The following is a 21158-nucleotide window of genomic DNA, read 5'->3' as shown; positions in this document are numbered from 1 at the left end:
ATATTATTTTTATTGGGATTCTTATTAATGTGATGTAAAATTAAAGCAATAAGAAAGAAGGTTGAAATGGAAAATTTAGAAATGCACATAAAACTGAAAAAAGGTGATGTAGGCAGGTACGTCTTGTTACCCGGAGATCCCAAGCGATGTGAGTTAATTGCATCATATTTTGAAGATGCCAAACTCATAGCGGATAATAGGGAGTTTGTCACTTATACAGGTTATTTGAATGGGACAAAAGTGTCTGTTACCTCTACGGGCATAGGGGGACCATCGGCTGCTATTGCCATGGAAGAACTTGTACGTGTAGGGGCTGATACTTTTATCAGAGTTGGCACTGCAGGAGGTATGGCAAAAGAGGTTTTAGGTGGCGATTTAGTAGTTGCAAATGGAGCCATAAGAAAAGATGGGACGCCAAATGAATACCTTCCGATGGAATTTCCGGCTGTAGCAAACTACGAGATTACAAATGCCTTGGTAGCTGCATGTGATGATCTGGGTCATAAACGTCATATCGGTATTGTAGAATGTAAGGATTCCTTCTATGGACAAAGAGAGCCTGATAGAATGCCTATCGGTTATGAGCTTAAAAATAAGTGGGATGCCTGGATTAAAGGAGGGACGCTGGCTTCTGAAATGGAATCTTCTACGCTTTTTATTGTAGGTTCATATTTAGGCGTTAGAGTGGGAACGATTCTTTTGGTCTTTGCCAATCAAGAAAGAGAAAAGTTGGGTTTAAGTAATCCGCAGTGTGATGATACAAGAATCCCTATAAGCGTAGCTGTTCGTGCATTAGAAATGTTAATAGACAATGACTGCAAATAGGCCATTTTATCAACCATGTCCTATTGTACTTTACGCAATTAATGCTATAATAGTTAGGGTATAGAAATATTGGAGGGGTTATGGTTGATAAACTGAAAAAAATGAGTCCACAGCTTAGGGTCTATATTGTTATAGTTGCTCTTTCTGCTCTTGCAGCAGGCTTGTCGGGTGGTGTACTTTCGAATTATTTCAAAGATGCCTATCAGGTGACGGCTGAGCAAAGAGGCTTAATTGAATTTCCAAGAGAATTACCAGGTGTTATCACCATCTTTGTAATTGCGCTTTTAGCAGGCTTTTCAGATATTAAAATAGCCATGTTCTCAAATATACTGGGTATTATCGGTGTTCTCGTCCTAGGCTTGTTTACACCATCATACAGCATCATGCTGATCTTTATTTTTATTCATTCTATGGGTTCTCATATGGCCATGCCCCTTAGAGATGCCATTGGTATGGATTTGATTCAGGGTGGCAATACAGGCAAACGGATGGGTCAGTTTAAAGGTGTTTACACCGGCTTTACCATGGTTGCCATGATGATAACATTTATAGGCTATCGAGCTGGTATCTTCTCATTTACAACAAAGATCAAATGGATCTTTATTGTATCAGCAATTTTTATGGTCATGGTCATTGTCCTTTATTCGGTACTGTCAAAGCTTGTAGACCATAAGATTGTTTCTGACAAAAGGGTTAGATTTGTTGTTAGAAAAGAGTACAAGTTCTATTATATCTTAACGGTTATGTATGGTGTTCAGAAGCAGATCATGCTAGTTTATGGTCCATGGGTTTTAATCGAGCTTTTAGATAAGAAAGTAGATACACTTGCCATATTAGGTATTATCGGATCTTTTGTAGGCATATTCTTTATACCTGCACTGGGTAGATGGATAGACAAGTACGGCCTAAAGAAGCTTCTTTATGCGGATGCCTTGTCATTTATAGGTGTTTATGTGGCTTATGGTATTTTATCGGCTTTATTTAAGGCTGGTTCCATTCCAACAGTAGGTCTACCGGTTATTATGACTTTTATTTTATTTATCATAGACAAGATGTCCAACCAAATGGGGATGATCCGTACCATCTATTTAAAATCCATATTGGTTCAGCCATCAGATTTTACAGCAACACTTTCTTTAGGACTGTCACTAGACCATGTTGTATCGATTACATGTGCTATTGCAGCAGGATTTATTTGGGATTCTATAGGACCTCAATACATATTCTTTGCAGCTGCACTCATGAGTCTTGTAAACCTTGTTGTAGCATCTAAAGTAGTTATTCCAGAGACCTTTTCATAGGTCTTTTTTTTTAGGCCTAACTGTGATAAAATAATACTTTGTTAGGAGGCGTATAAATGAGTAGTGATTATGTAGTCGTGTTTGGTGCATCGGTTGTTGATATTTTTGGTTTTTCGACCAGTAAATACACACCCTATAACTCTACACCAGGTCAAGTAAGAATGTCCTTTGGAGGTGTCTGTAGGAACATTGCTGAAAACTTAGCAAGGGTAGATGTAAATACCAAATTTATTTCTGTAATTGGAAACGATGAAAAAGGTAAGTCTATGATGGAACACTCCATGTTATATGGTTATGATATGAGTGAGTCTCTGGTCTTAGAAGGTTCAGGTACGCCAACTTACTTAGCGATTTTAAATGAAATGGGAGAAATGGTATCTGCCATTGTGGATATGGGGGCTCTAGATGAGATGACCTTTGATTTCATTGATTCTAAGGATGAGATCATCATGGGATCTGAGTACCTTTTCTTAGATGCAGACAGTCCAGAAAACCTTGAATATATTTTAAAGCGTTACAAGGGTCATACCAAGTTTGTTTTAGACCCAGTATCAGCTGCTAAAGCCATATCTATCAAACACTTGATAGGACACTTTCATACCATCAAACCTAACCGTTATGAAGCGGAAGTCTTATCTGGTATAGAAATACATAACGATGAAGACCTTGTCAGAGCGGGTCAGTACTTTATAGACCTTGGCGTTGAACATGTCTTTATCTCATTAGACTGTGAAGGTATTTTCTTTACAGATGGTAAGAAGGCATACAAGGTAACTGCTTGGGACGTACCTGTATGTAATGTGACTGGTGCAGGCGATTCCTTTGTGGCAGGTTTGGGCTACGGTTACATGAACGGTCTAGAGATTGTTGAAACCATTCAAACAGCCATGGCCATGTCTATTATTGCTATTGCCAGTCAAGAAACCATCAATCCTGACCTATCTAAGGATTTAATAGAAGAAGTCATCAAGAAAACTGAATGGGTTGTAAAAGAATTAATGTAGCACTGGTATTATATCCAGTGCTTTTTTAGTATAATAGAAGGAAAGGAGATGATGATGTGAATCTAGAAAAATACTTTCCAAAACTAATGATGGATGAAAATGAACCATTTGACATCAAGGCAGTTGCGACAGAAGTTTATACACACACCCAAAAATCAAAATCTTTTAACAGAACACTTTTAATAGGAGGTAAGACAAGTAAAATTGTAGAATATGCAGTCTACTTTGATTACGATATAGGCCATCTTTATGATTTAGAACATATATGGCTCTATCTAGATGACAAGGATAGGATTGTATATTCTGAATGCAGTTTTCACGGTAGATACATCAAAGGCATCATGCCTGATGAGAGTAACAAAGTAGATGAGAGTTTAATCTTATACTGTCAACCGGGTAAACATGCTTTTGCACCAACACCGCTTGTCTTTAGATTACTGCCCAACTATTATGATACATGCAGACATCCAGAAGCCAGAGGTTTTTTGATTACTTCGGTATTAGATGGCCATATGACGATAGACGAATCGTTTAATCAGGCAGTCATAGACTATATGGACCAGTTTGCATTTACACCAGCTGATAAATATCTCACTTACACTAAAGACTTCGATTGGATAGAAGGCAGTGACTTAGTCTCTTATATCGTAAAGAGTCTAAATAAGGAGTTGGAGAGGATTCATGATTTTAAGCGTCTCTAGACGAACGGATATACCAGCCTTTTATATGGAATGGTTTCTAAATAGACAAAAGGCTGGCTATGTATTGACTAGAAATCCCATGAATAGAAAACAGATCTCTCGTATTTTCTTTAAGGACGTTGAGTGTTATGTCTTTTGGACAAAGAATCCGAGTGAAATAGTAAAGCATTTTAATGACATTGATAAACCTTTTATGACCCAGGTAACCCTTACGCCTTATCTTAAAGATGTGGAAAAAGGGCTTGAGGATAAAAATGCGGTTATAGAAGCGATGGTTGAACTGTCTAAACTAGGAGGCAAGTCTAGACTTATCTGGCGGTACGATCCTATTATCATCAATGACAAGTACACCATAGACTATCATTTGTTCTACTTTGAAAAGCTCTGTAAAAGACTTCGAGGTTCTGTAGAAACTTGTATCATATCTTTTGTGGAGTTTTATAAGAAAATAGAAAAAGCATCTAAGGATTTTCATAGAATCGATGATAAGAAAAAAGATGAACTAGCCATGACTTTAAAGAAAATAGCAGGTAAATACGATATTCAGTTAAAGTCATGTGGTTCCTATGATGGTATAGAAAAAGCTGCATGTATTGATGAAAGTATCATTAGAGATATGGGCATCACAGGTTATAATAAGGATAAGTACCAACGTAAGGACTGTAATTGTCTAGAAAGTATTGATATTGGTGCTTACAATACATGTGTTCATGATTGTACGTACTGTTATGCCAATTACAATCATGATAGTGCAAAGAGTTTTTATAGAAACTTTGATCAAAACTCTGAAATACTAGGTCCACCGCTTGTAGGGGACGAAATTATCAGAGATAAAATGATTAAGAAAAACAATCAGATATCTTTATTTGAATAGGATAAATAGGAAGATTTTCTAAAGAATAATAGACTTTTATTGTCTGTATAAAATAACATGATACAATTAGAATACTGGAGTAAAGTATTTAATTTGGAGGAAAAATGAGTATTAATTTAGTTGTAGGTGCTTATGGTGCACTGTCTTTAATAGCAGCTGTCTTACAAGGTTTTTATAAGAATATACCAGCTGGATCAGCAGTGTTAATGGGATTAGGTGGTTCTTTGATGATTGCGGGCTTGTTTACATCTGGCATGCTTGCTGTAGGTCTTGTTGGTGTAGGAGCAATATTAGCTCATATTTCAGCTATTATCAATGGTACAAAAATGCATGGACAGATTAATAAAAGACACCACTTTATCAGATTTGGCCTATCAGCATTCTTAATTGTTGGTATGCTTATGGAGCAAAAGGTATGGTAAAGGCCATTTCCTATCAGGATACTTACGAAATCCGCCATAAAGTCATGTGGCCAGATAGAGACTTAGACTATATAAAACTTGACTGTGATCCAGAAGGTGACCATTATGGCTATTTCCTAGATGATCACCTTGTATCGGTTATTTCCGTATTTAAAACCAGTCATGGATATCAATTTAGAAAGTTTGCCACTTTACATGATTATCAAGGTAAAGGCATCGGATCAGAACTTCTTAAGTATGTGAAAGATAAATACCAAAACCTCTGGTGCAATGCACGTATAGAAAAGACAGACTTCTATAAGAGATTTGGTCTAAGAGAAACTGATGAAACCTTCACAAAAGGTGGCAAAGAGTACGTGATTATGAGAACTCAAGATATCTAGAGTTTATGTGAATAATTTAAAGTAATGCGAAGCCAGTATCTTTTGATACTGGTTTATTTTATCTGTTTATAAAAGGACGAGTTAGTTTACTTTTACTTAAGAGGATAAAAAATGATTTCCTATTTTTGGCTATATTTATATAAATTATGATGTATAATATAAAGTAGTCAACGAAAAGGAGATGGGTGATATTCAGCGTTATGTAAATGGTGGTGTTTATAGTATAGAGTTTCGAGGTAGAGCACCTGAGTTTAATGGTATCCATCCAGCTGTTATTATAAGAACCTTAAAGGAAAGAGATTTATATTGTTATTCCACTAACAACATATACGAAAGAGAGATGGAACAAAACAAAGCGATATGGTTTTGGGATGAGAATATTAGAAACGAGTTCTATTGCTAAGATTGATAAATATAAAGTTGTTCACAAAAACGCTATTAGGAATAAGTGGGTTAATCAAATAACTGGTAGACCTGTATTCTTAGCTAAAGAGTCTTTTGCTAAGTTGAGTAAAAAATTTACTGAATACAATATGTTGTCTGGAAATGTTGCTGAAAAAGAATACAATAAATATGTTGATTTGTTAGAGAATGTAGATATTGATTTTAGTGCCATAGTCAATTTGAAAGAAGGAACTGAGTATAGTGGAATCTTTGAAATACAAACAGATTCTACGTCTGAATTGATTTATAGGTGCAAAAAGAATCAGTTAAATATGCTTTCTATTGAAGATCTTCACTTAATTGTAAACTGTTATATTAAAACTGACGATATTAATATTAGCGGGGAGTATTTAATAATCAATTGCAAGAAACCCATTGACAAAAAAGAAGACATTGAATAGAATTGTAAGTGTAGAAGGGTTGTGCGACGCATATAAGACCAGCTACAATATTTAGATTTTGGGTGGAAGGGCAGTTTTTCGTAAGACCAGCCACAATAAAAAGATTGAGAGAGAGCATATAATGCTCTTTTTCCTGTTTATACGGTAAAAAAAAGGGAATATATATAACAGATTAGAAAGTGTGGAAGGGCAGCTAATCCGTAAGACCAGCCACAATATAAGGATTAGGGCAGGAGGAAACTCCTGCTTTTTATATGTGTAGAATTGTAACACCTTGAAAGTAAAGAAATAGTGATATATCTATGTTTGATTTACTGGTGTAAACACACCTTTGGAGTGTGAGAACATATAAAATTATAGAAAATGAAAGAAGTTAGGTGGTTAACCTAACTTCTTTATATATTCATTGCCTTTTTTAGTAAAGCCCATTTTTTCTAAGTATTTAGTGTGTGCTTCATTTGTTGTTGTTGCAACTAGCTCATTGAAACCAAAATCTAAGAAGTACTCTGGGTGTTTGTTATAGATGTAGTCACCGATTTTGAAGTCTCTGTATTCTGGTACGGCAAAGTCTAAATCTACTCTTAATCTTGTGCTAGAAAGTGGTTCGCCAATGAAAACACCTGCAGGAACCATGTTTCTTAAAACATAAAAACCGATTGTCGCATCTGAGATTTTCATATTCTCTTTGTTGAAGAACTTCTTTACATCATCTTTATGGAAGTCCATAAAAGAGTTGAAGTAGTTTGAATCTGGTGTGATCTCAAGTACTTGGAAGAACTCTTTAGCAGAATAGTACTTAAATAAATAGTAGATGTTGATGATGACAATACCTAAGTTCATCATAGCAGTTGGTAAAGAGTTGATCATAAAACCGTATGCAGCAAACAATGCAGCACCGACTAAGTTGATCCATCTTAATTTTAGAATTGAACTTGATAGAAGTGATATCAATACAATTAGAGATGCAAGATATCCAAACCAATCGAGTAAGTTAATGTCCATAAGTTAGCTCCTTTTATTTTCCTTGTAGTCTATGCTACACAATTGTCTAATTCAAATCGCACTGCGACTTTTAACATACCATGTTATTTTACATGATTCATGACTTTTTTATAGAGAATCATAGCTTTTTTATTAGAAGCTTGTAAACAATATACAAAGAGTATACCCATTAGCCTAAAAGTCATTCATCAGATTGTAATTCTAATCGGTATTTTTGAGGAGAGACACCAGTAATCCTCTTAAATGTTTTAGAGAAATGGGCTTGATCATAAAAGCCTAGTTTTTCTCCAATCTCTGTAACAGAAGCATTGCCCCTTAAAAGGGCTTTGGCACGTTTGATCTTAAGTTCTTTTCCGTATTTCATGATACTTGTATCCATATGTTCTTTAAATATCTTAGCAGCATAAGACTGTGAGATGCCTAATGAGTTGGTCAAGTCTTCGATGGTATAGTAGTCTTCTATTTGCAAATGCAGATAATGAAGGATTCTGTTAACCAATAGATGGTCGGTCATTTCCTGTTGGTTGATGATGATATCCACATACCTAGTAAACATGTAAAGCTCTTGTTTCTGTAATTCCTCAATTGATTTGCACTTTTCTATTTTTTCATAGATGGCATCATATTGGTTGGCCAAGTGTTCATAAGTATAACCCAGTTGGACAATTTCTCTTACTAGTATGCCATTCCACATAAAGGTATTGGTCCTTTTAATGTCAAACTCAATTTCATCTTTTATCTCTATTTGATGCTTGTTTTTTAAGTATTCAATGATTTCAGGTCTGTACTTATTTCTAAAATAAAAGAATAGTCTTTCATCAAATAAAGTAAGATCAGAATGCAAAATTTCTCTCATAACAACTCCTATGTACATATTAGAACATTTATATACATATAGGATACGTTTGCCTATGCTATTATGTCAATAGGAGAGGAGAAATTAATGATTTCAAGAGACAGTATATTACATCGTCCAAAGTCCAATTTTGCTTATGGTTACGATGAAGAAACTTTGCATATAAGAATTAGAACAAAAATAGGTGATGTTGATAAAGTCACATTAAGAATTGGCGATCCCTACATATGGACCAAAGGTGGTGCTGATGGTGGTAACCTTGAAGCTTCTGATGGTTCAGGATGGTCTGGTGTCAATGTAGAAATGACAAAAGAGGTAACAACTGAGTACCATGACTATTGGTTTGCAAGCTTTAAACCAAGTCATAAAAGATCTAGATATGCTTTCATATTAGAGTCTAGTGAAGAAAGACTCCTAGTAGGTGAAAGAAGAATGATCACACTTACAAAGGACAACACATGGGTCTTAAGCGACTTGTCCAACTTCTTTTGTTTTCCTTATCTTAATAAGAAGGATGTACATACAATTCCTGATTGGGTTAAAGATACAGTATGGTATCAGATCTTTCCTGATAGATTTGAAAATGGCGACAAGTCCATTGATCCTAAAGGTGTAGAGCCATGGGGCTCTCGTCCGAAACACCATAACTTTAATGGTGGCGATCTGCAAGGCATCATCAACCGATTAGACTACTTAAAAGACATGGGCTTTAATGGTATTTATTTATGCCCAATATTTGAGGCAAGAACCAACCACCGCTATGATACGGTAGACTATATGACCATTGATAAGGGACTAGGTGACAAGGCTAAGTTTAAAGAGCTGGTAGAAAAAGCACATGAAAAAGGCATTAAAATCATGTTAGATGCTGTTTTTAATCATATGGGTTCAGAGTCGCCGATATGGTTAGATGTTGTAAAAAACAATGAAAAATCTAAATACAGCGATTGGTTTCACATCAACAAGTTTCCTGTCTACGACAAGCCTTATGACGAATTAGATGGTCGTTATCTTAACTATGAGACTTTTGGTAGGGTTAAGAGTATGCCAAAAGTCAATACGGAAAATCCTGAAGTCATAGAATACTTTATGGAAGTCGGTAAGTATTGGATTGAAGAGTTTAACATTGATGCTTGGCGTATAGATGTGGCAAATGAAGTAGACCATCATTTCTGGAGAAGGTTTAGAGATGAAGTGAAGTCAGTTAAAGAAGATGTTTTCCTTTTAGGAGAAGTTTGGCATGATGCTGGTGCCTGGTTACAAGGTGATCAATTTGATGCGGTTATGAACTATCCACTCACTGATGCAATGAAGCAGTACTTCTGTACGAGAACGATTAATAAGTCAGAGTTTATTCATGCAGTTAACCAAGTGAAGGTCTCTTACAGCCTACAGGTAACAGAACATAACTTTAACCTATTGGATTCTCATGATACAAGTCGTTTGTTAACAACAGCTTCTCAAGACATTGACCGCATCAAATTATCTTATTTCTTTATGATGACACAACTTGGTTCACCTTGCGTATATTATGGTAGTGAAATACCTATGACTGGTAAACATGGTGGTGGCTTAGAAGATCACAGAAAGTGTATGACATTTGACCATATCGGTTCAGATATGCATACCTTTATGACTGACATCATTAAGATGAGACATGAACATGAAGAATTTAAGTTATATGATAATAAGTGGCTTGATCATGACAGTTTGTTAATCTTTAAAAAGGGTGATTTACATGTTGTAATCAATCCGACACAAGAAAAGCAGACCTTAGAATTAGACAAGTCATACTTATCATATTTTGATAAAAATCAAGTAAAAGACAGCATGACTATTCCGCCAATGGGATACTGTTTACTAAAATAATGGGAAAAAAAAGAACAGAAATGTTCTTTTTTTTATGTTTTCGAAAAAAAAATTACATCTTCTAAATGGCTGAATTTCAAGAGTTTTCTGACAATTGAAGGTGTGGATATTAATTTTAGTTAAAAAATCACTTGAATTTTACTAAAATTTTTACTAAAATTAAGTTAAACAAGGAAAACGTTTTTAAGAGGAGGACGCATGAAAAGACTTTTAGGGGTATTATTAATTTTAACATTAACAATGACCATGTTCATTGGATGTGCGAGTGAGGAATCGAGTGATGTAGAATTAACATTGATGATTAATTTCCAAACAACTGAAAAGATTACAGAAACTTTTAGAGAAGTAATAGCTGATTTTGAAGCTGCAAATCCAGGTATTACAGTTACACTTGTTCCAGGTAATGCTGAGTATGAAGCTGTAATGAAAACGAAAATGGCTGCCAATGATTTACCAGATATGTGGTCAACACATGGTTGGTCTGTTGCTAGATACAGTGAATACTTAGAGCCGCTTACAGATCAAGCTTGGGTATCTAAATTAAACCCTGGTATTCAAAAGGTTGTTACTAGTAAAGAAGGTGAAGTATTTGTATTACCTTTAGATGTAGACTTATCAGGTATTGCATATAACAAAACAGTATTGGACACGGCTGGTGTTAATGTAGATGACATTAAGACTTGGGATGATTTTATGGTAGCATGTGATGCTGTAAAGGCTGCAGGTTATACACCAATTCATGTAGGTGGTAAAGACTCTTGGACAGTTGGAAACTTCTTTGATTGGACAGCGCCTTCGTTCTTTATAACAAATGATGGTGCTAATGACAGAGCAGCATTTAAAGATGGATCTTTTGAGTGGTCTAAGTGGGAAGAAGTTGCTCAATTGTTAGTTGACTTAAATGACAATGAATATTTAAATGTAGATAAATTATCATCTGGTTATACAGATTCAGCTAAAAACTTAGCTCAAGATAAAACGGCTTTTACTTTCTACGGTAACTATGTTATTGCTGAAGCGCTTAATTACAACCCTGATGCAAATGTAGGATTTATGCCAGTACCATCTAATGATCCAGCTGATGAACCGACACTTATTTCAGGTGAGAGAACAACTGTTGGTATGTGGAAAGATTCAGAGCATAAAGAAGAGGCACTTAAGTTTATCAATTTCTTAGCAGAACCAGCGCAAATGTCTAGATTAGCTTCTGCCAATGCACTGCCAGCAGGTTTACAGGGGGTAGAATCTGATACAGGTATCTTAAAAGATGATTACGAGAAATATGCAGCACTTAGAGGTTTCCCTTATTTTGATAGAGAATACTTACCAAGTGGTATGTGGGATACAATGTGTTCTACAGGTACAGGTTTGTTAACTGGTGAAATGACATTATCAGATGCAGCTGCGCAAATGAAAAAGGACTATGACAGATTGAAATAATTAAAGCGGCTCATGCCGCTTTAAAAGTTGAAAGGAGTTAGTTTTGAAAAAGAAAGACTTTGCAGTAAATATCATGTATTTACCAGCAATCATACTGTTTTTCTTATTTGTAATTTGGCCGTTTTTATCAGGTATAAGAATATCATTTACAAATTGGAATGGATTTTCCCAGAACTTTAAATATGTAGGCTTTGAAAACTACAAGCAAATATTCTTAGACAAGAACTTTTATACAGCACTTATAAATACCATTATCTATGGTGTTGGCTCTACAGTTTTACAACAAGTACTAGGTCTTAGTTATGCTGTACTTCTAAACAATAAGTTCAGAGGACAAATGGTAACAAGAACTCTTGTTTACATGCCTGTTCTAGTTGCGGCTGTCATCATGGGTTATATGTGGTATTTCTTATTCCAATACGATGGTGGTGCTATTAATGATATTCTTATCTTGTTTGGTGGACAACCGGTCGATTGGTTAGCAAATGGTAAATTAGCAGTCTGGCTAATGGTTGGTGTCAATGTACTTCAATATGTAGGTGTTTCCATGGTCATTTACTTAGCAGGTCTTCAAGGTATACCAAAAATGTATTATGAAGCAGCTGATATAGATGGTGCTACCAAATGGGAACAGTTCAAACACATTACTATTCCTATGTTAAGACCAGCTATAACAACATCAGTAACGCTTAACTTAATTGGTGGTTTAAAACTATTTGATGTGATTAAGGCTTTAACAAATGGTGGCCCAGGATATTCATCACATTCGCTTTCAACACTGATTAACTATATGTACTTTAACAATCAATCAGCAGGATATGCTGCTGGTATCGGTCTGATACTCTTTATCTTTATAATGGTTATCAGTATGACTTTACAAAAATACTTTAGAGGAAAGGAAGTGGCTTAATGAAAAAGAAGACCTTATATAAAACCCTTCTTGGGATATTTATCTCATTGATTCACTTTATTCCTTTTTACATTACCATTACAATGGCATTTAAGCCTTTAACAGATTTTTCATCGAGATGGCTTTTGCCAACAGAGTTGTATTTAGATAACTTTGTAACAGCCATAAGAGATGCAAAAATACTACTGGCTATGCAAAACTCTATCATCATAACGGTGGTATCAGTGACATTGATCGTCTTAGTTGGTGCTTTAGCAGCTTATCCACTTGCTAGATTTCAGACCAAGTTTAACAGGGGCGTTTTAAACTTGGTGCTTGGTGTGATGATGGTACCTCCGTTATCAATGTTGGTGCCACTTTATTCAAATATGGCTAAGTGGGGTGGTATTTCAACTTATTGGGGCATCATAGTAGTTATTACAACCTTCCAATTACCGATGTCCATATTTTTATATACCAACTTTATCTCGACCCTGCCTTATTCTTTAGATGAAGCGGCAGCAATTGATGGCTGTAACAAGTTTCAAACTTTTTATAGAATCATTTTGCCACTTTTAAAACCAGTTACAGCAACGGTTGTTATCTTAACGGGCGTATGGGTTTGGAATGACTACCAGTTTTCGCTTTACTTCTTACAAAAGCAGGATATGCGAACCATAACACTTGCGATTGCATCCTTCTTTAGTAATAACACAAGTAACTTAAATGCAGCAGCGGCTGCATCATTGATAGCAATATTACCTATCATCGTTTTATACCTTGCGATGCAGAAATACTTTGTTAAAGGTATGGTTGATGGAGCGGTTAAATAATGAATATGATTTTAAAACTAGGTGAGAAAGCCTATGGCTTGATTATAATAAACGTTTTGATTATTTTAGCATCCATTCCCCTCGTTACAATTTTACCTGCCATAAGTGCGGGTAAAGTTGTAACTGATGCATGGATTAAAGATGATCAGATTTCCATATACAAAACATTTTACGAGGCCTTTAAAGGCATGTTTATAAGTGGTGTTCTAAGGACCTTTGTTTTAGGTTTTTGGGGGATAACCCTAGTACTTTTAATAAAATCATATTTTGGTACTTCTGTTTTTTCAAAAGGGATGCTTTTATTTTTCCTATTAGAGTGGTGGCTAATTTTGATAGGCTCACTAATTGCCTTCTATGAAGGTAAAATGTCTTTTACAGATGCCTTCCAAGTTGCCCATACAAGACTTTTAGACATACTTCTTATAAGTATCACAATAGGGCTTAGCTTTTTAGTCTTAATGAACTTCAATTGGTTGATCACCATTTTTATACCAGGTGTCATGGTGATGATGTATTATATGAATCGAGGAATTTATGCACGCAGAGTTTAATCAGAATATATTTCATTTATACAATGATAAGATTTCTTATATGATTGGTATCTTATCAAATGGTCATTTAGGACATCTTTATTTTGGTAAGAGATTATATGGCGAGTTTGATTTACAAGCATTTAGAGTCAATCAAGATAGACCTTTAACGGCCTATGTAGAAAAGGATTTATCCTTAGGTTTAGAAAGACTGGAGTATCCTAATTACGGTACAACAGACTTTAGAGAACCAGCCATTGATTTGATCTTTGAATCGGGCAGTCATATTGTAGATTTCAAGTATAAGTCGCATAGAATATATAGAGGAAAAGACCCAATAGCCTTACCACAAACCTTTGATGCAGAGCTCACACTAGAGATTAAGTTAGAAGATAAGAAGGGTTTAGAACTTCTGTTGTCTTATAGTATGTTTAAGGGCCTTGACGTCATTTCTAAACATGTAAAACTTACCAATCACTCTGATGAATCCATAAGGATTAATAGGTTGCTGTCAACAAGTATTGATTTGCCTGATGGTGATTTAGAATTTATGCAGTTCTCAGGTGATTGGGCTAGAGAAAGACATATTTATAAGACGCCTTTAAATCCAGGCATTCATTCAGTTTATTCTAAAAGAGGTGCTTCTAGTGCACATCATAATCCTTCAGCATTTTTAGTAAGACCAGAAACAAGAGAGTTTTCAGGTGAAGCGATTGGTATGGCCTTGATATACTCGGGTAATTTTTTAGCACAGGCTGAAGTGGATGCCAACGATATTTTAAGATTCCAGTGTGGGATTCATCCCGATTATTTTCAGTGGACTTTAGATAGTGGTCAGTCATTTCAAACACCTGAGGCTATTCTGACTTATTCAAGTGAAGGTCTGAATTATTTATCCCATCAATTCCACAATCTATTCAATAAACATCTCATTAATAAGAAATGGCAAAACTCTCAAAAGCCAGTACTAATTAACAACTGGGAAGCAACTTACTTTGATTTTGATGAGGAAAAGCTTGTCACTCTAGCAAGTGAAGCATATAAACTTGGCATAGAGTTGTTTGTTTTAGATGACGGTTGGTTTGGTCTTAGAAATGATGATACCACAGGTCTTGGTGATTGGTTTGTTAATAGAGAAAAACTTAAAAATGGTATTAAGGGTGTTAGAGATCAGATAAAAGACATGGGCATGAAGTTTGGTATCTGGATAGAGCCTGAAATGGCCAATTTAGAAACCAAACTGTTATCAGAACATCCAGATTTTCTTATTGGAGATCCTACAAGAGACCGATCACCAGGAAGAAACCAATATGTTCTTGATTATTCTAGACAAGAGGTTGTAGACCATATTTATAACCAGCTGATTCTAGTATTAGACGATTGTCCAGTTGACTATATCAAATGGGATATGAACCGTAACATCACTGAAGCTTATTCTGTATGTTTAGAAAACAATCGACAGGGTGAACTCTTTCATAGATACATACTTGGTGTCTATGATTTGTATGAAAGGTTGACTTCAAGATACCAAGATACGCTGTTTGAATCATGTGCCAGTGGTGGCGGCAGGTTTGATCCTGCACTCTTATATTATGCACCTCAGGCATGGACCAGTGACAATACAGATGCCGTGGAAAGGCTAAAAATCCAGTATGGTACATCTATGATTTATCCACTTCAAACAATGGGTTCTCATGTTTCTGAAGTACCAAATCATCAAAATAGACGTCAAACAAGTTTGGAAATGAGAACTCATGTCGCATATTTCGGTACATTTGGTTATGAGTTAGATATTACTAAGTTATCAGAAGATGAAAAAAATCAGATAAAAGCTCATACGGCATTTTTCAAGAAACATCGGACTTTGATTCATCAAGGCGATTTCTATAGATTGATGAGTCCTTTTGATGGTAATGACTCAGGTTGGATGGTTGTTAAGGATGATCAGGTTTTAGCTTGTTGGTACAGAGTCTTATCTCAGTCTAATCCTGGTCCAAGCAGATTTAAGTTAAAAGGCCTTAAAGAAGCGAGTAAATATAAGATGAATGACAAGGTATTTACTGGCTCTTACCTGATGAATCATGGTATACTATTAAAGCAGGCCTTTACTGGTATTGAGTACTCTGGTGACCCGAGTGGAGATTTTCAGTCTAGACTGTTTTATTTAGAAGAAGTATAAAGGAGTGTTTATGGCGACACTAAAAGATATAGCGGATAAAGTTGGTGTTTCCCAAGCTTTGGTATCAAGAGTATTAAATTATGATCCCTCTTTATCAGTAGCAGAGGAAACCAAGTTAAAGATATTTAAAGTAGCAGAACAGCTTGCCTATAAGAAGAAGGGGGCTTACACCAGTAAAAAAAATAAGTTGAAGTTTGCCTTGGTGTCAACCTACAATGTGGCTTACGAGCTTGCTGATCCGTATTTTTTATCAATGAGGATGGGTGTAGAGCTTGCATGCCAAGCCAGTGATGCTGATCTTACGACCCTGTATAACTTTGGTCAGAAAGAGTTTCAAGTATCTGATACCTATGATGGCGTTATTGCACTTGGTATTTTTTCTGAAAATGATGTAGAGATTATATCTAAGATTTCAAATCAAATTGTATTCTTAGATCACAATCCAATGTCTAAGCGTTATGACAGTGTGATTGTTGATTTTAGACAGGCCACGATTGATGTTATAGAGTATTTTAGAAAGTTGAATATTGACCAAATAGGCTTCATTGGTGCACCTAACATCGTTTTTTCCAGCAATGAGATTGTAACAGAATATAGATATGAGACTTTTATGAATACCATGAAAGATATAGGACTTCTAAATGAATCTTGGGTAAGAATGGGTATGTTTACAGTCGATGACGGCTATAGAATGACCAAATCAATTTTAGAGGAAAAAGAGATGCCTAGGGCTATATTTGCTAGTTCAGATACAATGGCCATAGGTGCTTATAGAGCCATTGAAGAAAAAAAAATGGTTGTCGGCAAAGACATTAAAATCATAGGTTTTGATGATATACCAACAGCCCAATATATACAACCGCCACTTTCATCTATGAGGGTGCCAACAGAGGCCATGGGTAGACATGCTGTTTTCCTTCTTTGTGACAGGATCAGAGGTAATAGAGAAACAGCCATAACAGCAGTTTTTCCAACTGAAATGATATTAAGACAATCTTCTTAATATGAAAATGACTTCATTTTGAAGTCATTTTTTAGTTTAGATGTTAAAGAAATGAGCTTTAATATAATCTTTATAGTCATGACAAGAAAAGAAACTTTCTGCTATAATGAATTGGGACTTATTAACATTAAGCTGTAAAGGAGGTAGGTCAGTGCTGGATATGATTAGAGATTTTTTTCTGTATACAGAGATTGGTTCTTTAACAATCAGATACCTATTAGCTGTTTATCCACTTGTACTTATATACTTTATCTACACAAAAGTGACCAAGAAAAGATTCAGAAGATTTCTATGGGTCATAGTGGGTCTTTCAGCTCTTATTCATGTCAGTTATTTTATGCCCTATTCACTTGATATAGACAAGGAACATGTTAAAAAGATTCATTTTTCGCTTGAAAACGGACCTGTACTTGTAGAAGATGAAGAAACTTTGAATAAGATGATAAACCACTTGAACAACATGCAAATAAGAAATAGTATTCATAGACCGAGCATTATGGGCAAGATGCGTTTTGATCTGCAAAGAGGCTTTCGTTTAACTTACCTAGATGACGATTTATTAGGTCATATTATTTTTACGCGTTATTATGATCAAAGTGATTTTGATTCTTATAAAATATACGTTAGGATAACAAATGAAGAAGCAGATGGTTATTTGGTTCATATAAAAGATTGTGAAGTAGTCATGGAAGAACTTCTTCAATGGATAGAGTGAGTTTTTAGTCATATTTTACATCAAAGTTTTACTAAAAACATCATGCAAGCATAAGTCAATGTGAAGAAAGCATGTTATAATGTTAGGGAGGCGAACGATTGGAGGACAAAATGTATTTAATTAAAAATGTAGAGATAAATAATATGGTTGAGGACAAGGTATTTGTAGCTGACGTCTTAATCCATGATGGTAAAATTCAAAGGATTGAAGAAAACATTGAAGCCGATGCAAAGGTGATTGATGGTAAGGGTAAGAAGCTTTTTCCAGGCTTTATTGATGCCCATACTCATTTAGGTCTAAGAGAGACTGGTATTGGTTTTGAAGGAGATGACGTCAATGAACTTTCTAATCCATTAACACCTGAACTAAAAGCGATTGATGGTATCAATCCACTGGATAAGACATTTGATGAAGCCAGAGAAGCTGGTATTACATGTGTGTCATCTGGTCCAGGCTCTGCTAATGTAATTGGTGGTCAATTTGCTATTATTAAGACACACGGTCGTAGAGTGGACGATATGATTGTCAATCCTTCTCATGCAATGAAGATTGCCTTTGGCGAGAATCCAAAGAGAGTTTACAAGGGTTTAGGCATATCACCTCAGACTAGATTAGCAGTAGCAGCAGAGTTAAGAAATATTTTGACTAAGGCAAAGATGTATTTAGAAAAGATTGAAGCAGCAGCAGGCAACCTTGATAAGATGCCAGCCTATGACAATAAACTTGAAGCTTTACTGCCGGTACTAAAAAAAGAGATACCTCTTAAGGCTCATGCCCATAGAGCGGATGACATCTTTACGGCTATAAGAATTGCAAAAGAGTTTGACCTTAAGTTAACACTTGACCACTGTTCAGAAGGTCATATGATTGTAGAGGAACTGGTTGAAGAGGGTTACGATGCCATTGTTGGGCCGACTTTTGGTCATAAGACTAAGTTTGAAACTAAGAACAAAACTTTTACAACACCCGGCATACTGCAAAGAGCTGGTTTAAGAGTAGCAATTATGACAGACCATCCAGTGATTCCTGTTCATTACTTACCAATTATGGCTGGTCTTTGTGCAAAGGCTGGTATGGATAGATTTGAGGCCCTTAAGGCCATTACTATTAATCCTGCTGAGATCTTAGGCATTGAAGATCGAGTTGGTACAATTGAAGTCGGTAAGGATGCAGACCTTGTAATGATGGATGGCCATCCATTCGAATTAGATGCAAAAGTAAAAATGACTTTTGTAGATGGACATATCGCTTATACAGCGGATTAGTATTTAAACATAAAGAAAAAAGCCTTTCGAAAGAAGGGCTTTTGCTATTTACATTTTTCTAGATAATCACATAGAGACTCAGCTTCTTCGTTAAGCATGAGTAAGTCGTGTACAAATAAGATGACTTCATCTATGATGATTTTAGATTCACTGACCACAAAATGATTGGCACCATTAAGTGGGAAGGAGTACATCATCTGATCTTCAACTAACCATAACATACTGATATTTAACTTTGGTATGTCATCGAATGAGGCAACAGTGATATTAAAATGATCATCCTTTTTAGTCCTTTGCGCCAATGAACATAAATGTTCGAGCATTTGGTCTTTAGAGATATAGACGTCTTTTTTTATGATGGCACTGATATCATCCAATCTGGTTCTACCGGTCTTTAAGGCCTCAAGCAGTCTTTCTCTACTGATGATTTGATCAAATGTGGTGGTGTTCTCCTTATTAAAAAGAGACTGATTGACCTTATGCATTTGCATCAACTCATAAGTTTGTTGATCGGTCATGGTTTGTTCACTTAAAATACCTTTTAAAATTTCCTCAGGTATAGTAGAAAAAGGTGGATAAGAGGAAATGAAGTAAGAACTGTCGCTCTTTTCTAAAGCGCCTATCAAGTTTTCAGTAAATCCTTTTAAACTTGTACCATGTGAGGTATAAGTAGAAATCATCGGTGTTGCACGTTTGAGTCTTGATGCAAACATTTTTACCATTTGTGAGATACTAAAAGGATCTCTATAAAGAGAAATATATCGATTGTCTATCTGAGGTTCTGCATTGATTGACAACATCAGCATATGTCTATGGATGATATAAAGACTTGGACTCATATGTGGATCGTTATTTGCCTTATAAGCTGTGACGCGTCCTGTAAAGTACTTAGATATTTTATAGTAGTCAAAGTTTGAGACACGTTTATGGAAGTCGCTGTCCTTATAAATGATAGTAATGTTATGACCGAACTTGGCTAACTCGTCAATTTGTTTGTAATAGTATTGATAGAAGTCTGGATCTTCTATTAACCAGTCATTTTTTTCTGAATCGGATATAAAAATTTCCTGACCTGCAGGCAGCTCAAAGGCATAGTTAAAGAAGGTAACAAGTGCATCTCTTTTACCCTTGTTGCCTTGAAAAATTTCAATGTTTGTTGTGTATAAGGCTTCGCTAGATGACCGCCAGTCACTAAAAGAATGGAAGTAACCTAAGTCATCTCCTATCAACCATTTATGTAAACATGTATTAAGATAGTCCGGTTCATTTCTATCAATATTTGGATAGATCTCTCTAAAGAACCTTTCTAAAATGGTATCATTTCTTTTTAAATTATAATCAATAAATGCCTTTATAACAGGCTCAAAGTATTGGCTTCTTGCCTTTAAAGGTCTTGCATTGTTTTTCCATTTGCTGATTAAAGTACGATCTACATCGACTGTACTTGCAAACTCTGTACCTGAAATATCTAGTAGATCAAGTATATAACCAAATTGAGATTTAAAACTCACTTTATCACTTCCCTTAAGATTAGAGTACATGTTTTGTCACACATTTGTCAACATTACAGAGAAATTAAGGACATATTACACCATAAAAAACACTTGCATGATTATTTTTACTGTGATACTATAGGTTTCGATGATTTTGAGCCCCGAAAATAGAATCGTGAGAAAAGAAAGGGAGGTACATTATGTTACCAATTATCACTTTGTTTTTAATCACATCTTTTACCAATGTGCTTGCAACATTGAAAACCATTCTAATTTCGAAAAAAATCATGAATCCAGTTTATATGGTTGTGTTTGTCGATGCCATGATATTTGCAACTGTATTAACGAAAGTAACATCAGCAGATGGTTTACAATACACCTTAGCCTATGCACTCGGTCGAACATTTGGTGTATTCATCGGTGGTAAACTGGATGACAAGTTAGCACTTGGGATAGTAGAAGTGGACATACTTCTCAAGAATAAAGACAAGTTGATTGCTGCTTCTGATGCAATAAGACATGCAGGTTATACAGTCAACAATTATTTAACACGAGGCATTAACGGTGATAGACGATACAATGTGGAAGTTGTCTTGAAACGTAAGGAAATGTCGGAATTAGAAAATATTTTAAAAGATTGTGATATAAACAATCCAACATTAAAAATTAAACCAGTCTCGAAAGTTGCTGGTAAAATAACAACGAGTAAGTTGGCATAGGACAGAAATT

Annotated in this window: 21 protein-coding genes; 18 read left to right on the top strand and 3 right to left on the bottom strand. The window is 35.4% G+C overall.

Annotation, left to right across the window (positions count from 1 at the left end):
* The first annotated feature begins 66 nt into the window (after nt 1-66).
* The 8 genes from udp (at nt 67) to EZV73_RS00190 (ending at nt 6355) form a co-directional block, all read left to right on the top strand.
* Complete coding sequence (gene udp, locus EZV73_RS00225; protein WP_240837183.1) at nt 67-825, top strand: uridine phosphorylase; 759 nt, start codon at nt 67-69, stop codon at nt 823-825.
* Between the two features lie 80 nt (nt 826-905).
* Nucleotides 906-2126 carry an MFS transporter gene (locus tag EZV73_RS00220; protein WP_240837181.1) on the top strand — a complete coding sequence of 407 codons (1221 nt, stop codon included), beginning with the start codon at nt 906-908 and terminating at the stop codon, nt 2124-2126.
* Between the two features lie 56 nt (nt 2127-2182).
* Nucleotides 2183-3130 (top strand): carbohydrate kinase family protein, encoded by a 948-nt coding sequence (locus tag EZV73_RS00215; RefSeq protein WP_240837179.1) that lies wholly within the window; start codon nt 2183-2185, stop codon nt 3128-3130.
* 56 nt (nt 3131-3186) lie between these two features.
* Nucleotides 3187-3831, top strand: coding sequence for a hypothetical protein (locus tag EZV73_RS00210; RefSeq protein WP_240837177.1), 645 nt, complete (start codon nt 3187-3189; stop codon nt 3829-3831).
* Complete coding sequence (locus tag EZV73_RS00205) at nt 3812-4705, top strand: DUF1848 domain-containing protein (protein WP_240837175.1); 894 nt, start codon at nt 3812-3814, stop codon at nt 4703-4705. Before EZV73_RS00210 ends, EZV73_RS00205 begins: the two co-directional genes overlap by 20 nt.
* 104 nt (nt 4706-4809) lie before the next feature.
* Complete coding sequence (locus EZV73_RS00200) at nt 4810-5127, top strand: hypothetical protein (protein ID WP_240837173.1); 318 nt, start codon at nt 4810-4812, stop codon at nt 5125-5127.
* Entirely contained in the window at nt 5121-5510 is a 390-nt protein-coding gene (locus EZV73_RS00195) for a GNAT family N-acetyltransferase (RefSeq protein WP_240837171.1), read from the top strand. The genes EZV73_RS00200 and EZV73_RS00195 overlap by 7 nt, the downstream gene beginning before the upstream one ends.
* 371 nt (nt 5511-5881) lie before the next feature.
* Nucleotides 5882-6355, top strand: coding sequence for a hypothetical protein (locus tag EZV73_RS00190; RefSeq protein WP_240837170.1), 474 nt, complete (start codon nt 5882-5884; stop codon nt 6353-6355).
* 381 nt (nt 6356-6736) lie between these two features.
* Here EZV73_RS00190 and EZV73_RS00185 read toward each other — a convergent pair whose 3' ends face one another.
* Together EZV73_RS00185 and EZV73_RS00180 are read right to left on the bottom strand one after the other, a co-directional pair.
* On the bottom strand, nt 6737-7357 hold the full coding sequence (locus EZV73_RS00185; RefSeq protein ID WP_240837168.1) for a hypothetical protein: 621 nt from the start codon (nt 7355-7357) through the stop codon (nt 6737-6739).
* Nucleotides 7358-7538: 181 nt separating this feature from the next.
* Nucleotides 7539-8213 (bottom strand): helix-turn-helix transcriptional regulator, encoded by a 675-nt coding sequence (locus tag EZV73_RS00180; RefSeq protein ID WP_240837166.1) that lies wholly within the window; start codon nt 8211-8213, stop codon nt 7539-7541.
* An 87-nt stretch (nt 8214-8300) separates the two neighbouring features.
* Between EZV73_RS00180 and EZV73_RS00175 the strand changes: the two genes are divergently transcribed.
* The 9 genes from EZV73_RS00175 (at nt 8301) to EZV73_RS00135 (ending at nt 18936) form a co-directional block, all read left to right on the top strand.
* Nucleotides 8301-10082 carry a glycoside hydrolase family 13 protein gene (locus EZV73_RS00175; protein ID WP_240837164.1) on the top strand — a complete coding sequence of 594 codons (1782 nt, stop codon included), beginning with the start codon at nt 8301-8303 and terminating at the stop codon, nt 10080-10082.
* A 198-nt stretch (nt 10083-10280) separates the two neighbouring features.
* On the top strand, nt 10281-11522 hold the full coding sequence (locus tag EZV73_RS00170) for an ABC transporter substrate-binding protein (RefSeq protein WP_240837162.1): 1242 nt from the start codon (nt 10281-10283) through the stop codon (nt 11520-11522).
* Between the two features lie 43 nt (nt 11523-11565).
* Nucleotides 11566-12432 (top strand): carbohydrate ABC transporter permease, encoded by an 867-nt coding sequence (locus EZV73_RS00165; RefSeq protein WP_240837160.1) that lies wholly within the window; start codon nt 11566-11568, stop codon nt 12430-12432.
* On the top strand, nt 12432-13244 hold the full coding sequence (locus EZV73_RS00160; RefSeq protein WP_240837158.1) for a carbohydrate ABC transporter permease: 813 nt from the start codon (nt 12432-12434) through the stop codon (nt 13242-13244). The genes EZV73_RS00165 and EZV73_RS00160 overlap by 1 nt, the downstream gene beginning before the upstream one ends.
* Complete coding sequence (locus EZV73_RS00155) at nt 13244-13795, top strand: DUF624 domain-containing protein (protein WP_240837156.1); 552 nt, start codon at nt 13244-13246, stop codon at nt 13793-13795. The genes EZV73_RS00160 and EZV73_RS00155 overlap by 1 nt, the downstream gene beginning before the upstream one ends.
* The gene (locus tag EZV73_RS00150; protein ID WP_240837154.1) at nt 13779-15953 is read left to right on the top strand and encodes an alpha-galactosidase; all 2175 of its coding nucleotides are present in this window, start codon (nt 13779-13781) and stop codon (nt 15951-15953) included. Before EZV73_RS00155 ends, EZV73_RS00150 begins: the two co-directional genes overlap by 17 nt.
* Before the next feature lie 10 nt (nt 15954-15963).
* A complete protein-coding gene (locus tag EZV73_RS00145; RefSeq protein ID WP_240837152.1) occupies nt 15964-16956 on the top strand; it encodes a LacI family DNA-binding transcriptional regulator in 993 nt (330 codons plus the stop codon).
* Between the two features lie 151 nt (nt 16957-17107).
* On the top strand, nt 17108-17671 hold the full coding sequence (locus tag EZV73_RS00140) for a hypothetical protein (protein ID WP_240837151.1): 564 nt from the start codon (nt 17108-17110) through the stop codon (nt 17669-17671).
* 110 nt (nt 17672-17781) lie between these two features.
* A complete protein-coding gene (locus EZV73_RS00135) occupies nt 17782-18936 on the top strand; it encodes an amidohydrolase (protein WP_240837149.1) in 1155 nt (384 codons plus the stop codon).
* 44 nt (nt 18937-18980) lie between these two features.
* Here the strand turns inward: EZV73_RS00135 and EZV73_RS00130 are convergent, their stop codons facing one another.
* Nucleotides 18981-20447 carry a hypothetical protein gene (locus EZV73_RS00130; RefSeq protein WP_240837147.1) on the bottom strand — a complete coding sequence of 489 codons (1467 nt, stop codon included), beginning with the start codon at nt 20445-20447 and terminating at the stop codon, nt 18981-18983.
* Between the two features lie 182 nt (nt 20448-20629).
* On the opposite strand from EZV73_RS00130, the gene EZV73_RS00125 reads away from it, so the two are divergent.
* Nucleotides 20630-21148 (top strand): DUF5698 domain-containing protein, encoded by a 519-nt coding sequence (locus tag EZV73_RS00125; protein WP_240837146.1) that lies wholly within the window; start codon nt 20630-20632, stop codon nt 21146-21148.
* Nucleotides 21149-21158 lie beyond the last annotated feature (10 nt).

Origin of the sequence: Acidaminobacter sp. JC074 (genome assembly GCF_022496765.1) — a bacterium.
In the GTDB taxonomy this organism is placed as follows: domain Bacteria; phylum Bacillota; class Clostridia; order Peptostreptococcales; family Acidaminobacteraceae; genus JABXKX01.
Note: the sequence above shows the minus strand (reverse complement) of the source record. Positions and strands in the feature narration are given on the sequence as shown.